Source organism: Butyricimonas sp. RTP31003st1_G1_RTP31003_210430, assembly GCF_040920905.1.
Lineage (GTDB): Bacteria > Bacteroidota > Bacteroidia > Bacteroidales > Marinifilaceae > Butyricimonas > Butyricimonas paravirosa.
Genome location: NZ_JBCOSQ010000039.1, coordinates 24,837 through 46,458, shown reverse-complemented (window position 1 = coordinate 46,458; position 21,622 = coordinate 24,837). Strand labels below are relative to the sequence as shown.

Sequence of the window (21,622 nt, the reverse complement as noted above, 5' to 3'; positions counted from 1 at the left end):
GTTACGGGAAGTCCGTGAAAATCACCAAGACGAAGACTGCCGTTGTGTGTGATTTCGTGAAAGATCAGTTGGGTAGCGTGGTCGTGGCGGAAAATAAAGAATTGCCTCATTCGGTGTTAGGTTCCGGCATACTGGAAAAGGGAATTATTTCAATAGATTATCAAAAACAAAAAATCTATTTTCAGTCTTTCGATTTGGTTGAAGTGAAAGATGACGTGGTTGGAGATGTTACCTCGTCGGTTGTTCCCGGGAAATTGAACCCGATTACCCGAGAGTATTTCCTGGAACATATTTACGATTATCGTAAAGATAAAGAGTTCGTGTTCAAGGGGGACAAACCCGTGGTCATTGATTTCTGGGCGACGTGGTGCGGGCCTTGTATGCGTTTGATCCCGGAAATGGAAAAGATGGCGGAAAAATACAAAGATCAAGTTTTGTTCCTGAAAGTAAATGCTGACAAGGAAAAAGAGTTATGTAGTATGTTTAACGTGGTGGCCCTGCCCACGTTGTTTTTTATCCCGGTGGGAGGAAAACCGATTATTGAAACTGGGGCCACTCCTGAAAAATATGAACAGATTATTCGGGAACAATTGTTGAAGAAATGATTGAAAAGGTATAATAATCGTCGAATATTGTTGGAAAACCAGGGTGGGGGGATAATCCTGCACGCTGGTTTTTATTGGAATAGAAGAATTGGGTATAGTATTGGTTTTAAAGGGGTATTTCCAAGGTTGGTCATGAAAATTATCTGGTTGTTGGGCGATTGTTGGGTGACAATTAGGCGCTGTCGCCCCATTGTCGCCGCCTTATCGCCCGATTATAGCCGCCATTTTAACAGGATATAAGGAAAAATAACATACACTGTGTTCCGAGGTTGGAATGCAATCATGGGGCAATAGATCAGCAATTCAAATCCTTTTTCCATTTTCAACCCGGTTTGAGGTCGGGAATTAGGTATGATTTGCTTTTATTTGTTGCTAATAGATATAGATTTTCTCGTCAAGGTATATATCAATTTGATTGCTAGTGCTTGTTATGTTCTCCGCCTTGAAAGAATTGAGAATCTCCCGGAGTAAGGTTAAATCTAGAAGTTCTTTCATTGACGTTATATTGATTAAGCATGCGAAGATAATACGTTTGAAAATGTTTTTCCTGATTTTTTTATGTAAGCTATTTAATGGTCTTTAAAACAATAACTTATTCTTTTAAAAAAGGTGACCACTTTTTGAAAGAGAGGTGACCACTTTGGTGACCAGTTGATAGCAAATGAAGTGTAAATGATAGCAAATATGGTATTTTAATATCTTGTTTGTCTGAATGTGTTTATGATTTTGGATAAAGTAGCTAAGTTGTTTTAAAACAAGTGTTTATTTAATGGATGGTTTGAATTTTTGCATGAAAATCGAAGGTTCTGAGCATGAAAAAAGCCAGTATTTCTACTGGCTTTCAGCTTCTTAGCTCTCTATTCGAGACTATTCTCGAACCAATTTATGGCAGATTTAGATAAAATATGGGCTTTGAAAGATTTTATAATAGTGATATGATTCACGTGTGTCATAGGTGAATTGTAAAAATGCGGGGACGTCCCCCCGTGAACGAGACACGGTATCCCCGCTTTCATTTTTTTCAAGAGCTTGATAAGGTAGGTTTACCCACGGTGTCTTCTGTTTATCGTGGTCAGGAGCGAGAGTTTTCTTAGTTTTACTATACTTTTCATACCTCTCGTCCTTACTTTTCATTTCTTGATACTATTTACAAGAAAATACATTCAGATTATGACAACGACAGGAAAAAGACAGTATCGTGACATGGAAGACGACGTGAAGGCTAGGATTAGCCAGTCTTTAAGAAACAGGGGAAAAAGCCCGGAGCATATCCGGAAAATATCAGACGGTTTAAAGAGGTACTGGAAAACAGTACCCAAAAAACCGGAACCTGATGCAAGTAAAGACGTGGAAACCGGGGAGATTTAATTTCCCCGGTCATTTCTTGACTTGTCAAGGTTACAAAACTTGTTTTTTAACAAGTTAATAATAGTGCAAACCAGGAAATAAAGATGTTATGTTTTGATAAATTAAAAATGGTGACGAGTTTGGATTACATAAATGATATAGACATGAAATGTTTTACCGCACAATATCGAGGTGATGAACTTGTTTCTTGTAGTTACAAGGGTAAAGTTCCAAGTTTAATGATAAAAGTTGATTACGAGAAAAACGAGCTAGTCATGGAGTTTACCTCTAAAATACTTGGTGATGATTCAATACAATTGATAAACGGGGATAATATAAAGCAATGCTTGGATAGAGTAAACGGGCTCGGGATTTGCTTGTTGGATACCGGAAACATCCTGGTAAATTCATCCGTCGTGAAATGTGACGTGACGAGAGACATCGTTTACCCGGACGTGTCGTTGATTCAAGGGTACATGGCAACACACGTGAAAAATTGCCGGAAGTGGACTTGCGAGAATTACCGTGGTAACGTGGTGTTAAGGAAAGTGGTTCAAACAGACCGTTACAAGAAACGTTTAGTCGTGTATGACAAGTCGAAGGAACTGGGTAACTCCAAGAACAAGGCTTTCCTTGATAGCCTATTTGACAAGGACAAGCTAATGGAGTACTACAAAGGTAAAGTTCGTTTCGAGTTGAACCTCACCACGAGGGAAGGCATACGGAAAGGTCTTGGAATCGAGAGTACCGCCTTGAACGAGGTGTTAAACTCGACGAGTAACCCGTTACTCGCACTCCTTGACGAGGCTCTTGATTTTAGCGAGACGGTAGCCCCGGGGACATTATCACTAAACGATTACAAGTGTAAATGCGTGCTAGAGGTAAACGGTTACGACCTTGCCAGGGTGGAAGAAACTTTCCGGGGACTAATCTCTCCTAAAACTCCCGTGAGCCAAGTGATGAAACCTTATAGAGATTTATTGAACAGGTTACAAGCCGGGGCGAGCAAGATTACTCCTTTCCGGGAGCTAGTGGCGTGATTTGTTGCCTGACCTTATCGGTCAAGTCGAATAAATCTTCCGGGGTATTGATTCTGAAAATCTCCCCTTGAAACTCCACGAACCCACGTACTTCATTGGCACGTGAAGGTTGAAATAGTTCCGAAATTTCCACGCCTAGGACGTTCGCCACTTGGCGTAAGCGTTCTAATGTGGGGTTCCCGTTCAAACTGCTTGACAGGTTCACTCGATTAATATTCAACGCTAAAGCTATGTCCTGCATGGTCATGCCTTTTAGCTTGCATAATTCTTTTATCCTTAACTCGCTCATGATGTAGTGCTTTATTTATTACAAATGTAGTGAATAAGTTTGATATATTATTACAAGAATGTGATTATGTAGTGTTAAACTATTAAAATCTGGTTGAATTATTTGGATAATACCTATTAAACCATTACATTTGTATTATTGTAAAATGATAAACCATTACAAGCATGAGAAACAAGGTCAAGTATAAAGTAAGTTGTGGCGGTAGCGGTTGGGGAGTGTGGAGCGTGTTGACGGGGGAAAAGGTTGCGTGGTGTCGAAATCGAATCGAGGCACTGGAAAAGATGTACGAGTTGAACGGGTGGAATAAACCGACCAAGTGGTACTAGAGTGTACCATTTAAAAAATGTACTGTTTTAATCTTGAAAATAAGGTTTTATAACATGGATTTTTGTACTGGAATAACGCAAAGAATTAAAGTGGAACAGGAGCTAAAAGAAGTCGTGATATTTGCCCGGGTGTCTTCTACCGGGGATAGACAGGATTATCAACGACAAGTGAATGATTTAACCGAATACGCGACTCGCAACGGGATGAGGGTAAAAAGAGTGTTCGCAGAAAAGGTCAGCGGGGGAAAACGTAACGAGGAGAGGGAGGAGTTGATGAACATGATTGCTTACGTGAAAGAGCACAAGGTTAAGAAAGTTTTGACGAGCGAGTTGTCCCGGGTTGGGCGGAACACGTTACAAGTCTTGAAAACTATCGAGGTACTGAACGAGAACGGGATTAGCCTCTTTATCCAGAATTACGGGATTGAAACATTGACGGACGAGGGAAAGATAAACCCGATGAGTCAATTGCTTGTTACGATTCTGGCGGAGATAGCTCAAATGGAGAGAAAGACAATACAAGAACGTATGATTAGCGGGTACAGGAACTACCGGGAGAATGGAGGTAAGGTTGGGCGCAAGGAAGGTTACAGGAAGGGTGAGGAGAAATTATTGGCTGAATATGTAGAGGAAGTAAAACTACTTAAAAAGAACTATTCACTCAGGAACGTGGCAAAAATAACAGGGCGTTCTGTCAGCACTATTCAAAAAATCAAGTTAATTTTGGCGAAATCAAACAGGTGATAAAATAAAAGTATGACACCCCACGAAGACGCTTGTAGAATGCTAAAAAGTATGTACCTTTGTGACGTTTGCGGGGAGACTCGTGGACATGGAACATATAGAAGCGTTTAGCTTTATCCTTATTAGGGAAACGACCAATTTTCATAGCTGTAGGGATAAGCGATACAAACGTTCATGCTTGCCGTATATACACTTTAATATATACAGGTTTAGCGTGGGGTGTCGTTTATTTACAGCAAGGTGCTTGGTCGTACCTCCTAATAGATAAACTAACAATTCCCACGCTTCTTTCATTTATAAATCTACCACTTGGGGGATTGGGGTAAAATAAATTGCAATTTAAACATGAAAAAGATTTTTTTATTGTTAGCGTTGTTCGCAACGATGTTTGTGGCTTGTTCTGATGATGATGACGATGAGAATGATGATGGAAAGAAAAGTGAAAACGTGGTAAAGGTCGGGGAAAAAACGTATAAAGTTTATGGAATCGATGCCTATTACCTTCAAGATTTGGAGCAATTCGTGATAGGTTTTTATCTTCACGAGAAAAAACTGGTCAATAATGATATTTATTTTGCCGCCAGTGATTTTAACTTGAACTCTATCGCAAAAGATAAAGTATATCAAGTAAACAAATACATGGACATGAGTGGAAAAGAGCAAGAGGCGAATAGTTTTGATGCTTTTATAAATGACTTGCATGATAACACGGAGCCTTTGTATAGTAAAACAGGCTCATTGAAGGTTTTAGAATATGATGCTCAAAAAAGACAAGTTACAATGGAGTTTAACGTGACTTTTGATGATATGGAAGGTGGAAACGTGAAAACAATGACAGGAACATTCACGTTTGTGTATGCTATAGAAAATTCTGATGAATAAATGAGTGTTTTGATACTGTTACATGAATACGGTCAATAAAAACTTAAAGGGATTGAAGAATCGGCACGATCAGTGCCGATTCTTTTATATTGAATTTTTCGGTCGAAAATGATAGTTTAATGTAGTAAAGTTGGGTTTTCAATTTTTTTGCGTGTATATTTGCATAAAAGCTAACAAATTCCATGAAATTATAGTTAAAAGCGAGTCTATCCTTGATTAGAGTAGTTGATTCGGGGAATCGCCAAAGCACCACGTTGAGAACGTGGCGATTCTTGATAGACTTAGAAGACGTGCGAATAAGCCGGAAGGCATGAAAAATTGAAGATTGAATGATTAGTTTAGAATCATGCAAGAAAATATTAAAAAGTAACGGAAAATCTTACACGGATGAAGATGTAAAACAAATAAGAGCACTACTCTACGAGTTAGCCCGGATACAATTGGCGTTAGACGTGGAGGATGTTGTGGAACTTAAAACTTTGCGATTATGGAGGGAGTAAATGTAATCGGTTACGCCCGTGTTAGTAGTGATGAACAGGCGGACAAGGGATATAGTTTAGATTATCAAAAAGATTATATCGAACGTTATTGTTCAACGAAGAGGTATAACTTGGTCAGGGATGTTTATATAGAGGATTTTTCCGCTAAAACATTCAACCGTCCGGAATACAAGAATATGAAAGAGTTCGCCCTGAAAAAGAGTAACAAGGTGAACATGATACTGGTGATAAGGTGGGATAGATTTGCCCGAGAACTCTCGGATGCCTTGGTACAAATTAAACGGTTCCAAGAGCAAGGAATCGAGGTAAACAGCATAGAACAGCATATAGATTACGGTCAAGCGGATTATATCGTGATGTTAGCGATGTACTTGGCAACCAGTCATGCCGAGCGGTTGAAAACGTCGAGGCGGGTGAAGGAAAGTTATAACAAGGCTCGATTAAACGGGAAGTACACGAGCCAACCTCCTAAAGGTTATTACTGGAAAAAACACACGAGGGATGAACCCTCTGAATTGCTGGTGAACGAACACGAGGCAAGTTTAGTGCGTGTCGCTTTTGACTTGTACTCGACAGGTTTGTACTCTGCGGACGTGGTTCGGAAAAAGATGCTGGAACAGGGCTTAAACGTTCGAAGTAAACAAAACTTTTTGAACTTGCTAAGAAACAGGTTATACGTGGGTGATGTCCACGTTCCGGGTTTTAACGGGAATCCCGAAAAATGGGTGGTTGGTACGCATCGCCCGATAATTGATAGGGATTTGTTCTACCGGGTTCAAGAGTTATTGGATGGCAAGAAAAAGAACCATCCGAAAGCGAAATTGAAGATGATGCCGGGGTTGTACTTGCGCAACTTTCTCACGTGTCCCGTTTGCGGGGGGAATTTAACCGGAAGTTATTCCCGTGGTCGTAACGGGAATCGTTATCCTTATTATCATTGTAATCATACGGGGCACCAGCGTTTTAGTGCCACTCGTGCGAATCGTTCATTCGTTCAATTGCTAGATAGTTTCAAACCAAGCCGAGAGGTCGTGGAGTTATTTAAAGTGGTGGTGGCGGATTTACAAGACGAGCAAAGAATGGATACCGCAACTCGATTGACGATGCTAGACAAGGACATCATGGAGACCACGAAGAAGATAGACGAGGCAGACGATTTGTTGATTGCTGGTAAAATCACGTCAGAAACACACGAGCGTTATATAAACCGTCACCAGCAAGTAATAAGAGACTTGGAAAGCCAGAGAGAGATGTTGAAGGATAGTAACATGAAAGAGACCCGGGAAAAGATTAACTACTCGTTAAATATACTCGAAAACTTGGGATATTATTTTGAAAAAGCGGACACGGAAGGAAAGGTAAAAATTATTGGTTCGATATTTCCAGAAAAAATTCAATTTTTAGAAAACGAGTATCGAACCGCAACAATAAACGAGGTGATAACGAAAATTGCGATGATACCTAAAGAGTTACAGCCAGTCGAAAAAGAAAAGACCGACATTTCTGTCGGTCTGTCCTGCTTGGCTCCTCAGGTAGGACTTGAACCTACGACCTACGGATTAACAGTCCGCCGCTCTAACCAACTGAGCTACTAAGGAATTTTCTCAAAAGCGATGCAAATATAGGGGTTTTGTTGAATTCCGCAAAATATTTGCAGAAAAATTTGCAGAAAAATGTGGGTTATGGCTATTAATTCGGGAAAATGGGAATCTGCATGATGAAAAATTGTAGATTTGCGAATCAATTAAAAAATGACTGCTATGGATTACATGAAAGAATTGAACGTGGCTATCACGGTTTGCGATAAAGAGGGTAAGATTCTTCAAATGAATGATAAATCTCAAATGACGAATCACGGAGATCTTGTCGGGCAGAACGTGTTGGATTGTCACCCGGAGCCTGCCCGGACGAAGTTAGTGCAGTTGATGGAGGAACATGCCACGAATGCTTACACGATCGAGAAAAACGGCGTGAAGAAATTGATTTATCAGACCCCGTGGTATGAGAATGGCGAGTTTATGGGGTTGGTAGAATTTTCTTTGGAGATTCCTTTTGAGATGCCTCATTACATTCGCAAGCCGAAAACGGAATAAAAATTTTTGATTCGTTTGTAAAACTTTTTAATGGTTAATAAGGTATAATCGAGATATAGATGATAACGAATATACCTTATTAACCATGGAAAAGAAACAAAAACTTACCACTGAAGCCGGGGCTCCGGTAGGTGATAATCAAAACATTCAAACAGCGGGACCTCATGGACCGGCTCTCTTGCAAAACGTTTGGCTGATCGAGAAATTGGCTCATTTTAACCGGGAGCGGATTCCGGAACGTATCGTGCATGCCAAGGGAAGCGGGGCGTTTGGCACGTTCACGGTGACGAATGATATTACCCGTTATACGAAAGCAAGCATTTTTGCCAAGGTTGGCAAGAAGACCGATGTGTTCATGCGTTTTTCCACGGTGGCGGGAGAACGGGGAGCAGCCGATACGGAACGGGACGTTCGGGGATTTGCCATGAAGTTTTATACTGACGAGGGGAACTGGGATCTGGTTGGGAATAACACACCTGTTTTCTTTATTCGGGACCCGTTGAAGTTTCCCGATTTTATTCACACGCAAAAGAGAGACCCGAAGACGAACCTGAGGAGTAACACGGCGATGTGGGATTTCTGGAGCCTGTCGCCGGAGACATTGCATCAGGTGATGATTTTGATGAGTGATCGGGGTATTCCACGAGATTTCCGTCATATGCACGGGTTCGGAAGTCATACGTTCAGCTTTTATAACGAGTATGACGAACGTTGCTGGGTGAAATTCCATTTGCGTTGTATGCAAGGGATTGCCAATTTCACGAATGAAGAGGCGGAAAAGATCGTGGCAAAAGATCGGGAACATTCCCAGCGGGATTTGTTCGAGAATATCGAGAAGGGGGATTTCCCAAAATGGAAAATGTGTGTACAGATCATGCCGGAAAAGGATGCGGAAACGTATCGTTTTAATCCGTTCGACTTGACTAAAGTCTGGAGTCACAAGGATTACCCGTTGATTGAGGTGGGGGTGATCGAGTTGAACCGGAATCCGGAAAATTATTTTGCCGACGTGGAACAATCTGCTTTCAACCCGGCTAACGTGGTCCCGGGAATCAGTTTTTCACCGGACAAGATGTTGCAGGGGCGTCTGTTCGCTTACGGGGATGCCCATCGTTATCGTTTGGGAATTAACGCAGATTCTATTCCGGTAAACGCACCTCGCTGTCCGATGCACAATTACCACCGGGACGGAGCTATGCGAGTGGATGGTAACGGTGGTGGTGCGGTGAACTATGAGCCGAATAGTTTCGGCGGACCGGTAGATAACCATGCTTATAATCAACCTCCTTTTGATATCCGGGGAATGGGTAATCATTACCAACAAGATAAAGATTATTACACGCAACCGGGAGACCTGTATCGTCTGGTACCTGAAGACGAGAAGAAGCGAATACACACGAATGTTGCCGCAGCTATGGAAGGAGTGCCCGTGAATATAAAAGTGCGGGTGGCAGCTCGCTTTTACCAAGCAGACGAACGTTGTGGTAAAGGTATTGCCGAGGCGGCAGGCTTGGATATGAAAGAAGTTCTTGCCGAGGTGAAACGCCAACAACAAGAAGATTAATAATAATTTTTACTGACTGACGGCTGAGGAATACGTTGTGTGTTCTGGAATAATTCGAGATAGGATTTCCCCAACTGTCAGTCTTTACTTTGCCCCATGGAAGCGAGTGTGTGACGATTTTGGGATATTATGTGTGGTATTATTGTTGTTATTTATGATTTTTTTGCTTTTTCGGTATGGAATAAAAACCTTTTTTTGCATAACGGTGAGTTTGTTTGAAATAATACCTATTGTCTTATGCCAGATGAGTTGATCCTTTTCGAAAAAATGCAACAGGGAGATACATCCGCTTTGGAATACTTTTTTCGAGAGTACACGGACGTGTTGTATTATCGTGCGTTTGGCTTTGTAAAGGATAGTTCAGTATCCGAAGACATAGTGCAGGAGGTATTTATTCGTTTCTGGCAATTGCGGAAAAATTTGAAAATAACGGATTCTGTTGTCGGCTATCTATGTAAGGCCGTGGATCATCGTTGCCAAAATTATTTGGAGCATTTGAAAGTGAAACATCATTACGAGGAAAGTCAGAGATGGGAGATAATGGAGGAAGAAGTTTCGGAGGATGAAGAAGAGTTGAATATCATGCGGGAACGCTTGAATGTGTTTGTTGACTCGTTGCCGGAGAAGTGCCGTGAGATTTTTATTCTGGCTTGTATTGAAGGTTTGAAGTATAAGGAAGTGGCAGAAAGATTGGATGTCTCTGTTAATACGGTCAAAACGCAATTAAAAAGTGCTTATAGTAAATTGCGAGCCGAATTCAATGAAAAAGATTTGGAGATCATAGCATTACTTATTTTTTTAGGATATATGTGAAAAAAAATCCTTCTTTTTTCACCCTTTTTTTTCAGTTACCTGTCATTAGTGTGTTTGAAAGAATACAATAAGAATGTAAAGACTGGTTTTGAAAATGGAGAAAGAACAGTTACATAAGAAGTTGGATGATTTCTTGGCAGGTAGTAACAAGGAAAAGGTGGATAAGGAATTATTCTCACTACTGGTCCGTATGGATGAGTGCCGGAAAGTGGCCAGTCCGCCGGATAAGGAACGTATGTGGAAGCAAGTTTGCCGGACGTTGAAATATTCTCGGAGAAGAGAGCTGGTACGGAAGTGGGCGGTGGCGGCTGCTATCGTGATGCCTCTGGCTGTCGGTATCTGGTTTTATGGTCATCATTCCGATGAGGTCGTTCCGAAGCCGGAAAACGTGGGAAAGCGTCATCAAGTATCACTTACCTTGAACGATGGGCGAGTACTCCAAGTGCAACAATGGAATAATGATTCGGTAATCCAGGAGAGTGGAACCGGAATTCTGGTGAGTGCCGGACAGCAGATGATTTATCATGCAGAGAACGTACAGTTGGAGGAAGAGATTTTTAATACGTTGAGTGTTCCCCGTTCTACGGAATATCAGGTACAATTGTCCGATGGAACTCGGGTGTGGTTGAATTCGGAATCAGAATTACGTTACCCGGTTGATTTTGTCGGTACAGAACGGAAAGTTTTCTTGAAAGGAGAGGCTTATTTTCAGGTGGCGAAAGATGCGACGAAACCTTTCCGAGTTGTGGTAAACGATATGCAGGTGGAGGCTTTGGGAACAGAATTTAATATCAATGCTTATCGGGATGACAATTGTTTACGTACGACTTTGGCTGAAGGGAAAGTTCGAGTGTCCTATCCGGATACTTATCAGGAATATATTCTTGAGCCGGGTGAACAGGCTGTTTTGAAGGGTGGGGTGATTACGACCGAACAAGTAAATGTTGATGATATTATTGCTTGGAAAAAAGGACGTTTTGTGTTTAGCGATATGTCTTTGGAAGCTATTGCGCATCAGTTGGAACGCTGGTATGATGTGGAGATTCGTTTTGATGATGTGGTGGCAAAATATTATCGCTTTACCGGAGTGATGAAACGTTATAACGAGTTGGAACAGGTGTTGGAATTAATTGAGGAGACGACCAATGTTAGGTTCAAGGTGGAGGGACGGCAAGTGAAAGTATTTCGTAATTTATAATATAAAAACGGTAACCGTTGATGCGATTACCGTAGGTGTGTTTTAATCGGCCGGGCACAAATTGCAGTAGGCGTCCGGTAATTGTTAAACCCATAACTACAAATGTATGAATTTTTTATTGAAAACATGGAGGTTTATGAAATTAACCGTTTTTTTAATCCTCTTTGGTATTTTGCGATTAAGTGCGGGCACTTACACTCAGGCGGACAGTATTAGTCTCGATCTAAGTAATGCAACTTGTAAAGAAGCGCTTGATGCGATAAAGAAACAGACAAAACTGGACTTTTTTTACAACAATCAGGAAATTAATGCCGTGGGAAAAGTTTCGGTTCATTGCCAGAATGTTTCCTTGGATGAGGCTTTACGACAAGTCTTAGGGAAAAAATTTACGTTCCGTATTGTTGATAATACGGTGGTTATCCGTCCCCAAGAAACGAAACCTGACCCTGTGCAGCAACGGGTGGTAAAAGGTGTGGTTGTAGATGTCCAAGGATTACCTTTACCGGGAGTAACCGTTTTGCTAAAAGGTACTACGTTGGGAGCTTCGACAGATATGGACGGAAAATTCACTCTTTCTTTTCCCCATACGGCTGGAACGGTTTTGCAATTTTCTTTTATCGGAATGAAAACGGCTGAAGTGACGTTTTCCGGACAGACGGAGCTAAAAGTTGTATTGGAGGAGGAGACTACCCAAATGGACGAGGTGGTCGTGACCGGTATTTTCGAGCGTAAATCTGAAAGTTTTACCGGTTCCGCAACGACATATAAGAAAGAGGATTTGAAAATGATGGGATCGCAAAATATTTTGCAGAGTTTAAAAACGTTGGACCCTTCTTTTCATATCACCCCGAACAACGAGTTCGGTTCCGATCCGAATAAATTGCCTGATATTGATATTCGAGGTAAAACGAGTATCGTCAACCTGAAAGAGGATTATGCCGTTGACCCGAATCAACCCTTGTTTATCTTGGATGGTTTTGAGGTAGATTTGCAGACGATTGTTGATTTGAATATGGAGCGGGTGGCTTCTGTTACGATATTGAAAGATGCTGCATCCACGGCAATCTACGGTTCTCGGGCCGCTAATGGAGTGGTGGTAGTGGAAACCAAGCGTCCCGCTCCGGGAACATTGCGTTTGTCTTATAATGGTGACTTCACGGTTCAGATGCCGGATCTTAGCGATTATAATATGATGAATGCCGCTGAGAAGTTGGAATTTGAGTGGTTGACTGGCTATTACACGAAGACCTCAAATGAAGAATATTTGGTTGATCGAATGAATCTTTATAACCAGCGGTTGAAAAACGTGCAAAGCGGGGTGGATACTTATTGGTTGAGTGAACCGGTGAGAACGGGGTTTTCGCATAAACACAATATGTATGTTGAAGGGGGTGATGATGCCATGTTGTATGGAGTTGGGCTGAGTTATAATGGAACCCAAGGAGTAATGAAACAATCCGGACGTGACGTTTTGAGTTTTAATATTGATTTACGTTACCGGAAAGGTAAATTCAGTTTTGACAATAAATTTACGTTAGACTATACGGAAAGTCAAAATGCACCGCAAAGTTTCTCCGTGTATGTGCAGACGAATCCCTATTACCCGAAAGATTACGAAGGTTCTGTGCCGAAGTATTTGGAAGAGTCTTCGGTTGATGGTGGTTTTTGGTCGATTAAAGTTGAAAATCCTTTGTATAATGCCAGCTTGAACTATCTGGATGGAGCGAAAGAGATCTCTTTCCGCAACAATTTCCAGATGGAATGGCGTCCCATGGATGGGATCATGGCACGGGGAAGAATCAGTCTGACGAAAGGTAATAACAAGAGCGAAAAGTTCAAGTCTCCTTTCCATACTGATTTTGACGAAACGGAAAAGACGGAACGGGGTTCTTACACGAAATCAACAACTGATCGTTGGGGATATGATGGGGATGTGACTGTGACGTATGGAAAATTGTTGGGAGATGTACATCAAGTAAATGCCGTGTTAGGGTGGAACTTCTCTTCTACACGTTTGATCAATGACGCTTTTACTGCAATCGGTTTCCCGGATGATAACGTTCCGAATCCTGCTTTTGCCAACGAATATGCTACCGAAAGTAAGCCTTCATATAATGAGTCTACTACCCGTAGTACGAGTTTTTACCTGAATCTTAACTATGCTTACAACAACCGGTACCTGTTGGACGTGAATTATCGTAAAGACGGATCTTCGGTATTTGGGACGAATAAGCGCTTCACGGATAGTTGGTCTGTCGGGGTTGCTTGGAATATTCATAATGAGGCTTTTATCGGGGATTGGGTGAACTGGTTAAAACTACGTTTTTCTGTCGGTAATCCGGGAAATCAGAACTTCTCTGCTTATAAGGCCTATACGACTTACGTGTATAATACGAACCTGCAAAATGCTTTCGGTATGGGTGCTAATGTTTCCGGTTTCGGGAATCCCGATCTGAAATGGCAGAAAACGATGGATTATAACTTGGGATTGGATTTGACGGTATTGAATAATCGTTTGAAAATTAATACGGATGTTTATTGGAAAGATACTGATCCCATGTTGGTAACGACTTCAATAGCCTCTTCCACGGGGCGTGATTCTTACATCACGAATTTGGGAGCTCAACGTACGAAAGGGGTCAGTTTCAATGTGGTTGGAACTGTTATGTCAAAGGCGGAAGATCGTCTTAACTGGTCGTTCTCTTTGAACGGGCGGCATCAGAAACAGACATATCGTAATATCGGTGCGGGTTTGGAATTGCTGAATGATGAGTTGAAGTCTACTTCTCTGACGCGTTACCGGGATGGGGGTAGTCCGACCGACATATGGGCCGTTCGTTCTGCAGGTATAGATCCGATGACAGGATCGGAGATTTATATTAAAAAGGATGGAAGTTATACTTTCGATTATGATATAAACGACGAGACGGTGGTGGGGAACACGGAGCCTTTGTTGGAAGGTGTGTTTGGTACCAATCTTTATTACAGGGGTTTTTCTATTAGTGCTTATTTCCGTTATCGGATTGATGCCGATTATTTTAATACAGAATTATATAACCGCATTGAAAATCTGAAGACAACGGCGATGACCGCTTATAATCAGGATAAGCGTGCCTTGTATGATCGTTGGCAGAAACCGGGAGATCGTGCCCAATATAAAAAGATCACTTCAACTGTTAGTGATAATGAAACCGCACCGATGACTTCCCGCTATGTTCAGAAAGAAAATACGTTAAGTGGTGAATCTATATCACTGGCCTATGAATTTGGAGAACAGAAATGGTTGAAAAAAGTATTTTTAAAGAACATGACGATACGTGCCAATATGAATGATATTTTCCGTTGCTCGACCATTAAGGCCGAACGGGGTACTTCTTATCCATTTGCACGGACGGTTTCTTTTTCTGTGAATATGACATTTTAAGCATGAGTAAAAAATGAAATTATGAGAAAAGCAATTATTATATTAACAATTCTGTCAGGAGGTTTATTCTTCGGGGGCTGTAATAGCTGGCTGGATGTGAAGCCTTACGACTCGATGGCTGAAGATCAGCTTTATTCCACGGAGAACGGGATACAGCGGGCTTTGAACGGTTTATACTTGAGTCTTGCATCTAATGATCTGTATGCGGAGAATCTGGGAGGTGGTGCTATTGATGTGTTGGGGCAGCGGTATAAATTATCTAGCGGGCATACTTATTATGATCTGAGTGAATATAAATATACGAATGACGGGCCGAAAGGGACTTTTGAGGCGATCTGGAAAGCGGCTTACAAATTGATCGCCGATTGTAATGAATTTTTGGAGAAGGTGCCAGAACATCAAGATTTGCTGTCACACGTCAATTACAGGATGTCGATGGGAGAAGCATTGGCAATCCGCACTTTGTTGCATTTTGATATGTTTCGAATTTTCGGGCCGGTGTACTCTGAGGCGAATAAGAAAGAATCCTCTATCCCTTATTACAATGTGGTGACGGATGTCACGCGGCCTATTCTCCCGGCAGACGAGTTGGTTGAACATTTATTCGCGGATATTGATTCGGCTATCGTGCTTTTGTCTGAGGATGTGATTTTGACAGAGGGTATTGTCAAAGATGAAGATTTTTGGGATTATCGTAATCTGCGTTTGAATTATTATGCCGTGTGGGCGTTAAAAGCCCGTATGTGCTGGTATTTAGGAGATGAATATGCAGATGAAGCATACCGGATTGCAACAACCTTGTTGGAAGGTAAAGATCCGAAGACTAACGAGGCGAATAATTTTAATACGGCCTTTACTCCGGTTTCGCAAACAGTTGCGGTAAAAGATCGGGTTTTCTTCTGTGAAGAGTTATTTGCCTTACATAACATGAAACGTACGACTATGTATAAAGAGTTGTTTAGTTCCGATTTGGAAGATGATAATATTTTATTGTCAACCGAGAGTTATATAAATAAGCTTTATGATGAACCGAATGATTATCGTAAGCATTCTTGGGAAGTGGCTACCGGGCGGCAGACTTCCGGTCTGATGGTGTTTGTGAAGTATGCAGAACAAACGGAAAATAGAAGTGATCCTTATTTATATGAGATTCAGTCGATGTTACGATTGAGTGAACTTTACCTGATTGCCGCGGCGACAACAAATGATGATGTGGTGGCTTCTTCCTGGTTGGAGAAATTGCGAATGATTAGAGGGTATCAGTCCGGCATGGTGGGTTCGGATGTTCAAACAACGCTGCGGCAGGAATGGGAGAAGGAATTTTATGGGGAAGGACAATATTATTACTACTTGAAACGTAATGGTATTACTTCTGTTTCCGGTCCTAATGGCTCCAAGAAACCAAATTATATTATTCCATTGCCTGAGAGTGAAACTGATAACAGACGAGATTAAGAAGAATGGATTATGAGACAAATATTGATATTTTTAGGAATTGTTTTGCTTTGCTGGAGTTGTGAAGAAGACAAATTGGATTTGTATAAAGGTTCGGATAGCATTTATTTTTGTTACCCGAAGTTGACTTCTGAAGTGTCTAACGTGTATATGGATACAACGGTCTTTTCTTTTGCCATGTATAATGTGCCGGATACGATTGTCCGATTATCTGTCAGGGCTTTAGGGGATATGGTTGACTGTGACCGTGCATTTAAGGTGAAAGTTGAGAGCGCGACGGCTGTGGCCGGAACGAATTATGACGAGTTGCAATCCGAGTATATCTTGCCTAAGGACAGCGTGTACGGGGAAATTCCTATTCATATTTACCGGGAAGGCTTGGGAGATGCTACGGTTTCTATCGAGTTGCGCTTGGTTTCCAATGAATATTTCTTGCAAAATATACCCCAGAAAATTGTGGACAAGGATACTATTGACGTTACTCGTCACGTGTTGATGTTTACGAGTAAACTAACTAAACCGTCCATGTGGATGGAATCTTTTTTGGGATATTTCTCTGAGGCGAAATTTAATTTCTTTAATCAGGAAATGGGATTTGAGGCTACCGATTGGTTTAGTTCGGATAATGAAATAAAAAGTAGTATTGGCAATAAAATATTAATAGCGAATGTTTATTTTGCCAATTACCTGAATGCGATTATAGAGGCCGGAGATCCGACGCAGATGCCTCAAGATCCGGAAAATACGAATGAAGCGGATAAGGGATACATGACGTTCCCCGGTGTGGAGATACCGGAAGATTGGCCTGTTGCATCTGAATTGAATACAAACAATTAAAGGAAGAAGTGTATGTTGAAATATATTTATATCGGGTTAATAAGTTTGTTGTTGGCAGGAGTACTGAATTCTTGCTATGAAGACAAAGGTAATTATAGTTATAATTGGGTGCAGGATATCGATCTGACAGAGGTATTGAAAGATACGACGGTTGGGCGTGGCCATGTATTGTATCTTGAAGTCGACTTGAAAAAACAAGTCTTGGGAACGGAGGGTAAGACTGAAGTCGCTAATCCGGAGGATTATACTTTCGAGTGGAAGGTTATCACGAATGATGGAGATGTGGTGTTAAGTACCGAGAAAGATTTGAATGAGACGATTGACTTGGCGAGCGGGGTTAGCTATCAGGTAAATTATACGGTAACAGAAAAAAAGACGGGAGTATCTTGGATCACTGATTTTAAATTGAATGTGGTCGAGGAACTAAAAGGTGGATTTATCTTTATGACGGAAGATGCTGATCGTAAAGTTGATATTGAAATCTATGCAGATGATACGGAAGGAAATAAGGTTCATCGGACCGGATTGTTGAGTGGTTCGGGATTCCCTTATTTGTCCGGAGGGGCAAATTCCATCGTTTATACAAACGTCAAGAATTGGGGCGGGAAAAGGCTATGGGTGGCTACCGGAGAGGCTACCGGTTGGTTGAATATGCCTGATTTTTCATGGGAAGAAAAGAATATGTTGCGTATGATTATGTTGACACCCCAGCCGGTTAGTTATACTATGAAGTCCATGTATTATTTGTCGACTCAATTTATGTATTTCTTCACCGGGGAGGGGAATGTGCATCTTTTGACTTCTAGGAGTATTCTTTCGGCTGATGTTACTTATGTGAATAACAAGAAGTTCAATGCGGCTCCTTATTATGGAGGTGCTAGTAGTAATGCAGCAATTTTGTTTGATCAGGATCGGGGACGTTTTGTGTCCTATGCAATGAAGAGTGGGGGATTTGTGACGGAATCTTGCTATGATATAAATGAAGATTCGGCACTCCCAAATTCAGATTTGTTGTATATGCAGCGAGTGACGAATGAGAGTACGGTAGCAATCGTGAAAGATGAAGATGGGAAATATCAGCGTTGTCAGTTCTCGGTAGTAAAAAATACGGCAAGCGGAACACACGAGGGACATTTGGATCAAATGGAAGAGTTGAAAGGTAATGCAGCCATGATCGAGGGGGCTGAATACACGGTTATTGATTGGATGAACGGTTTCTTGTATTTCTCGATAGGTAATAAGCTATATACTTACCGAAAAGGAATTGATGAATGTGTAGAAGTTAATGTACCGGATGTGAGTTTTGATGCTATCGTTTCTTTGAATATCGTTACGAGTGGTGATTATAGTTCGAATATTTTTGTTGCAACTTATAGCGAGGCGAATGGCGGAAAAGTGTATCGGCTTACTCCGGAGAGTACCGATAGCCGTAATTTGACTGTAGAGGAAGTGATTGACACGGAAGGTGCTGTAAAATGTATAACTCGTTGGTAATTATTGATATGAAAATAGAATTAGGATTGATTGTTTGTTTGCTGTTTTCTGGGATGTTACACGCCCAGAAACCGGTAACTGTTGAATGTCGTGTCGGAGAAGGAATTGGAACGACTATTCAGTTGTTCGGAGTGGATAAAGGAGAAAAAAAAGTGCTGGCAAGTGCTTCTTATAACCAAAATGGTTATTATGGTTTTAGTTTTATCCCGAAATATGAAGGTTTTTATGTTGTGGGGAATGGCAAAAATTATGAATACCCGCTTTATCTGAAAGCGGGGGATGCCGTTTCGCTTTTTATGGATAAGGATACGGTGTATCTGACAGGTAAGCACAATACGGCTGAGAATAAGGTATTGTATGAGTGGGTAAATCTTTCTAAACGGGTGTGTGAAAAATCGACGTATTTCACACGGGTGCATAATAGTACTTTTGAAGATTTTTTCCCGGACTTTGAAGCCTTACTTGCAAAGACGGAACCGTTTTGCAAGAGTATTAAAACGAAAAATACCCGTTTTAACGAGTTGATGAAATATTTTGTCGGCTGCGAGTTGGATCGGTTTGCATTGAATTTTATTTATACCCCGCGTTCCAAGCATCCTTCTAAAGAACAGCGTATCGCCTATTATAGTACCATTACGGATAAAAATAAGTTTACGGATGAGAGAGTTTTGGAAATGCCTGATGGAATGAAACTCTTGAAATCGTACATGATGTTTTATTGTTTGGAGAATGGGAAAAGAGGGGGAGAGTTACAGGATGCACTATCTGTCATCCCCAGTAAGAAATTGCAGGGGGAGTTGGTCGTGAATCAGGCAAAAGGTTTCGGGCGTTCCTATTTCGAATATTTGGAGTTTATGGAGGAGGCTAAAAAATATGTAGATGCCGAGCAATTGAAAGTGTTGGAAGCTAAGGCTTCTGCCCTCTACGAGGCCAAGAAGGGGGAGAGAGCAATAGATTTTGCCTATCCGGATGCCGAAGGTAATATGCACTCTTTGTCCGACTATAAGGGGAAAGTGGTCGTGGTTGATGTATGGGCAACTTGGTGTTCACCTTGTCGGGGTGAATTACCGCACTTGAAGAAACTGGAGAAAGCGATGGAAGGTAAGGATGTTGTTTTCATCGGGGTATCTGTTGACGAGAAGAAGAATTACGAGAAATGGAAAAAATTCTTGGTAGATGAGCAATTGCCCGGGGTACAGTTGTTTGCCGATGGATGGAGTAAGATAACGAAAGATTATAAGATTACGGGTATTCCCCGCTTTATGGTTTTTGCCAAGGATGGCAGTATCGTGGAATCTCAAGCTCCCCGTCCTTCCGATCCTTCTTTACAGAAAATGATCGAGAGTGAACTTCAGAAATAATTACAAGAATGGGACCCGGCAACTGGGTCCCATTCTTGTAATTATTTCCCCCGATTGGATTCCGTGAGTGAAAACTCCGGGAAATTCTCCTTTACAAAACTTTTCGGAAGTTTCTTGATAACTTCTCGGTACGAGTGTTCAATGAGTTCTTCAATGAACTTATCGGGAAGAGTTCCGTGCATATTAATCCCGTTCCAGTATTTCTTATTGAAGTGATAAGCGGAAGTGATCTCCGGGTGTTTTTCCCGTAATTCGATGGCCCAGTCCGGGTTGCATTTCACGGCGATCCATTCGAATGGCATGATGTCCGTGCAGCAAAACATTTTATTGAAGACCTTGAAGACTAACGTAGTTTCGTCAAAAGGAAATTCTTCGGTCGTGTGAGGAAAAGAGAGACATAACTCTCGGAGTTCTACAATGTCCATAAAATTGATGTTGTTTCCACAAAGATAGGGATTTTTGTTTATCTCGATGAAAACTTCATCTTTTCTATTCCTGTTTCGGTTACGGATTTCCCGGCTTGGGGAAAATAAAGTCGGTTCGGTACGGCTCCCCTTGTTATTTTTGTTTCAGAACAAAAAAATATGAAAATGAAAACAACAGGGAATTTTGGAATATTACTATGTTTTTGCATGATGTTATTTTCATGTAAAGGTGCTGAACAAAAGGACCGTCAACAGGGAATGGTGGTTCGAGTGACACAAGCTGTGAAGCCTTCCGAGGGGGATCAGAAAGAATTTTCTTTTATATCGAAGCCTTTCCGTACTTCGGAATTGTCCTTCCGGGTAGGAGGACCGATCAAGCGGTTTGAGGTGTATGCCGGAACGTATTATAAACGGGGTGAGGTGATCGCAGAGATCGATCCTCGTGATTTCCGAATCCGAGAGGAACGTATGGAGGCGCAATACAAGCAGGCGAAGGCCGAATACGAGCGTATCGAAGTCCTTTACCGGAAAAATAACGTTTCAGCAAGTACGTTCGAGAAAGCCAAGGCGGAGTATATTTCGGCGAAGACCGCTTACGAGACAGCCATGAATGAGTTGAACGATACCCGATTGGTCGCTCCTTTCGACGGGTATGTGGGAGAGGTGTATATCGAGGAGTTTCAAGATGTGAAAGCCTCTCAACCTGTCATTTCCTTTGTTGATCTCGGCCAGTTGAAACTGGAGGCCTACGTGACACAGGAGATCGCTTTCGGACGAGGAAATGTCCGGGAGGTTGAATTGGAATTTGATGCCATGCCCGGTAAGACTTATAAGGCGAAGGTAGAAGAGATTTCTAAAAGTACGACCTCGAACAATTTGTCTTATCTGTTGACAGCTTTATTGCCGAATCGGGAAGAGCATCTTCCGGCAGGTATGTCCGGGAAACTATTCCTGCGCTCGGATGGCACTTTGCAACAGGCGGGTGTGATTGTCCCGCAGAAGGCCGTCTGTCATCGCCCGGTGGTTGGCGATTATGTCTGGACGCTGAATGCCGATGGGAACCGGGTAAGCCGAAAAAACGTGACTTTAGGGACATTGTTGCCGGGAGGAGAGATCGCCGTTGTGGACGGCTTGGAAGCGGGAGAGACAATTGTCGTGAGCGGACTTCGTTTTTTGTCGGAGAATATGGCGGTGCAAGTGGCTGACGAGAAACGTATTTAATGGA

Annotated in this window: 19 protein-coding genes, 1 tRNA gene and 1 pseudogene; 18 read left to right on the top strand and 3 right to left on the bottom strand. The window is 41.7% G+C overall.

Annotated elements, in window-relative coordinates:
• From AB5542_RS12960 to AB5542_RS12950, 3 genes are all read left to right on the top strand, one after another.
• Positions 1-605, top strand: a 605-nt coding sequence (locus tag AB5542_RS12960; protein WP_368243113.1) for a thioredoxin family protein, incomplete at its 5' end; no start/stop codon positions are given.
• Positions 606-1,775: 1,170 nt separating this feature from the next.
• Positions 1,776-1,973: a hypothetical protein gene (locus AB5542_RS12955; protein WP_279040538.1), complete on the top strand. Its 198-nt coding sequence runs from the start codon at positions 1,776-1,778 to the stop codon at positions 1,971-1,973.
• 143 nt (positions 1,974-2,116) lie between these two features.
• Positions 2,117-2,992 (top strand): hypothetical protein, encoded by an 876-nt coding sequence (locus AB5542_RS12950; protein ID WP_279040536.1) that lies wholly within the window; start codon positions 2,117-2,119, stop codon positions 2,990-2,992.
• Here the strand turns inward: AB5542_RS12950 and AB5542_RS12945 are convergent.
• Positions 2,964-3,281 (bottom strand): helix-turn-helix domain-containing protein, encoded by a 318-nt coding sequence (locus tag AB5542_RS12945; protein ID WP_279040534.1) that lies wholly within the window; start codon positions 3,279-3,281, stop codon positions 2,964-2,966. The genes AB5542_RS12950 and AB5542_RS12945 overlap by 29 nt on opposite strands.
• A 164-nt stretch (positions 3,282-3,445) precedes the next feature.
• On the opposite strand from AB5542_RS12945, the gene AB5542_RS12940 reads away from it, so the two are divergent.
• From AB5542_RS12940 to AB5542_RS12920, 5 genes and pseudogenes are all read left to right on the top strand, one after another.
• Positions 3,446-3,607, top strand: a complete 162-nt coding sequence (locus AB5542_RS12940) for a hypothetical protein (protein WP_279040533.1) — start codon at positions 3,446-3,448, stop codon at positions 3,605-3,607.
• Between the two features lie 54 nt (positions 3,608-3,661).
• A complete protein-coding gene (locus tag AB5542_RS12935; protein WP_279040531.1) occupies positions 3,662-4,351 on the top strand; it encodes a recombinase family protein in 690 nt (229 codons plus the stop codon).
• A gap of 345 nt (positions 4,352-4,696) precedes the next feature.
• The gene (locus AB5542_RS12930; protein WP_288215129.1) at positions 4,697-5,233 is read left to right on the top strand and encodes a hypothetical protein; all 537 of its coding nucleotides are present in this window, start codon (positions 4,697-4,699) and stop codon (positions 5,231-5,233) included.
• Between the two features lie 329 nt (positions 5,234-5,562).
• A complete protein-coding gene (locus tag AB5542_RS12925; RefSeq protein ID WP_279037549.1) occupies positions 5,563-5,733 on the top strand; it encodes a hypothetical protein in 171 nt (56 codons plus the stop codon).
• Positions 5,721-6,515: pseudogene (locus AB5542_RS12920) on the top strand (recombinase family protein); the annotation flags it as partial. The gene AB5542_RS12925 and the pseudogene AB5542_RS12920, both read left to right, overlap by 13 nt.
• Before the next feature lie 739 nt (positions 6,516-7,254).
• Here AB5542_RS12920 and AB5542_RS12915 read toward each other — a convergent pair.
• Positions 7,255-7,331, bottom strand: a tRNA-Asn gene (locus AB5542_RS12915).
• A 162-nt stretch (positions 7,332-7,493) separates the two neighbouring features.
• Between AB5542_RS12915 and AB5542_RS12910 the strand changes: the two genes are divergently transcribed.
• From AB5542_RS12910 to AB5542_RS12870, 9 genes are all read left to right on the top strand, one after another.
• On the top strand, positions 7,494-7,826 hold the full coding sequence (locus AB5542_RS12910; RefSeq protein ID WP_087420850.1) for a diguanylate cyclase: 333 nt from the start codon (positions 7,494-7,496) through the stop codon (positions 7,824-7,826).
• An 85-nt stretch (positions 7,827-7,911) separates the two neighbouring features.
• The gene (locus AB5542_RS12905) at positions 7,912-9,390 is read left to right on the top strand and encodes a catalase (RefSeq protein ID WP_279037552.1); all 1,479 of its coding nucleotides are present in this window, start codon (positions 7,912-7,914) and stop codon (positions 9,388-9,390) included.
• Between the two features lie 237 nt (positions 9,391-9,627).
• A complete protein-coding gene (locus AB5542_RS12900) occupies positions 9,628-10,203 on the top strand; it encodes an RNA polymerase sigma-70 factor (RefSeq protein ID WP_279037554.1) in 576 nt (191 codons plus the stop codon).
• A gap of 94 nt (positions 10,204-10,297) precedes the next feature.
• Positions 10,298-11,401, top strand: coding sequence for a FecR family protein (locus AB5542_RS12895; protein ID WP_087420853.1), 1,104 nt, complete (start codon positions 10,298-10,300; stop codon positions 11,399-11,401).
• Between the two features lie 136 nt (positions 11,402-11,537).
• Positions 11,538-14,825, top strand: a complete 3,288-nt coding sequence (locus AB5542_RS12890) for a SusC/RagA family TonB-linked outer membrane protein (RefSeq protein ID WP_279037557.1) — start codon at positions 11,538-11,540, stop codon at positions 14,823-14,825.
• Between the two features lie 21 nt (positions 14,826-14,846).
• Positions 14,847-16,280, top strand: a complete 1,434-nt coding sequence (locus AB5542_RS12885; RefSeq protein ID WP_279037560.1) for a RagB/SusD family nutrient uptake outer membrane protein — start codon at positions 14,847-14,849, stop codon at positions 16,278-16,280.
• 12 nt (positions 16,281-16,292) lie between these two features.
• Entirely contained in the window at positions 16,293-17,117 is an 825-nt protein-coding gene (locus AB5542_RS12880; protein WP_087420856.1) for a DUF4843 domain-containing protein, read from the top strand.
• Positions 17,118-17,129: 12 nt separating this feature from the next.
• Positions 17,130-18,611, top strand: coding sequence for a PKD-like family lipoprotein (locus AB5542_RS12875; protein ID WP_270545178.1), 1,482 nt, complete (start codon positions 17,130-17,132; stop codon positions 18,609-18,611).
• Positions 18,612-18,619: 8 nt separating this feature from the next.
• The gene (locus AB5542_RS12870) at positions 18,620-19,972 is read left to right on the top strand and encodes a TlpA family protein disulfide reductase (RefSeq protein WP_288215130.1); all 1,353 of its coding nucleotides are present in this window, start codon (positions 18,620-18,622) and stop codon (positions 19,970-19,972) included.
• Between the two features lie 41 nt (positions 19,973-20,013).
• On the opposite strand, the gene AB5542_RS12865 is transcribed toward AB5542_RS12870, so the two are convergent.
• Positions 20,014-20,397 carry an MmcQ/YjbR family DNA-binding protein gene (locus AB5542_RS12865; RefSeq protein WP_087420859.1) on the bottom strand — a complete coding sequence of 128 codons (384 nt, stop codon included), beginning with the start codon at positions 20,395-20,397 and terminating at the stop codon, positions 20,014-20,016.
• Between the two features lie 165 nt (positions 20,398-20,562).
• On the opposite strand from AB5542_RS12865, the gene AB5542_RS12860 reads away from it, so the two are divergent.
• The gene (locus tag AB5542_RS12860) at positions 20,563-21,618 is read left to right on the top strand and encodes an efflux RND transporter periplasmic adaptor subunit (protein ID WP_288215131.1); all 1,056 of its coding nucleotides are present in this window, start codon (positions 20,563-20,565) and stop codon (positions 21,616-21,618) included.
• The last annotated feature ends 4 nt before the right edge of the window (positions 21,619-21,622 follow it).

Bases quoted from the DNA above. Each gene is read 5' to 3' on its own strand.
- AB5542_RS12955 (WP_279040538.1), top strand. From the start codon at position 1,776: ATGACAACGACAGGAAAAAGACAGTATCGTGACATGGAAGACGACGTG.
- AB5542_RS12950 (WP_279040536.1), top strand. From the start codon at position 2,117: ATGAAATGTTTTACCGCACAATATCGAGGTGATGAACTTGTTTCTTGT.
- AB5542_RS12945 (WP_279040534.1), bottom strand. From the start codon at position 3,281: ATGAGCGAGTTAAGGATAAAAGAATTATGCAAGCTAAAAGGCATGACC.
- AB5542_RS12940 (WP_279040533.1), top strand. From the start codon at position 3,446: ATGAGAAACAAGGTCAAGTATAAAGTAAGTTGTGGCGGTAGCGGTTGG.
- AB5542_RS12935 (WP_279040531.1), top strand. From the start codon at position 3,662: ATGGATTTTTGTACTGGAATAACGCAAAGAATTAAAGTGGAACAGGAG.
- AB5542_RS12930 (WP_288215129.1), top strand. From the start codon at position 4,697: ATGAAAAAGATTTTTTTATTGTTAGCGTTGTTCGCAACGATGTTTGTG.
- AB5542_RS12925 (WP_279037549.1), top strand. From the start codon at position 5,563: ATGATTAGTTTAGAATCATGCAAGAAAATATTAAAAAGTAACGGAAAA.
- AB5542_RS12910 (WP_087420850.1), top strand. From the start codon at position 7,494: ATGGATTACATGAAAGAATTGAACGTGGCTATCACGGTTTGCGATAAA.
- AB5542_RS12905 (WP_279037552.1), top strand. From the start codon at position 7,912: ATGGAAAAGAAACAAAAACTTACCACTGAAGCCGGGGCTCCGGTAGGT.
- AB5542_RS12900 (WP_279037554.1), top strand. From the start codon at position 9,628: ATGCCAGATGAGTTGATCCTTTTCGAAAAAATGCAACAGGGAGATACA.
- AB5542_RS12895 (WP_087420853.1), top strand. From the start codon at position 10,298: ATGGAGAAAGAACAGTTACATAAGAAGTTGGATGATTTCTTGGCAGGT.
- AB5542_RS12890 (WP_279037557.1), top strand. From the start codon at position 11,538: ATGAAATTAACCGTTTTTTTAATCCTCTTTGGTATTTTGCGATTAAGT.
- AB5542_RS12885 (WP_279037560.1), top strand. From the start codon at position 14,847: ATGAGAAAAGCAATTATTATATTAACAATTCTGTCAGGAGGTTTATTC.
- AB5542_RS12880 (WP_087420856.1), top strand. From the start codon at position 16,293: ATGAGACAAATATTGATATTTTTAGGAATTGTTTTGCTTTGCTGGAGT.
- AB5542_RS12875 (WP_270545178.1), top strand. From the start codon at position 17,130: ATGTTGAAATATATTTATATCGGGTTAATAAGTTTGTTGTTGGCAGGA.
- AB5542_RS12870 (WP_288215130.1), top strand. From the start codon at position 18,620: ATGAAAATAGAATTAGGATTGATTGTTTGTTTGCTGTTTTCTGGGATG.
- AB5542_RS12865 (WP_087420859.1), bottom strand. From the start codon at position 20,397: ATGGACATTGTAGAACTCCGAGAGTTATGTCTCTCTTTTCCTCACACG.
- AB5542_RS12860 (WP_288215131.1), top strand. From the start codon at position 20,563: ATGAAAACAACAGGGAATTTTGGAATATTACTATGTTTTTGCATGATG.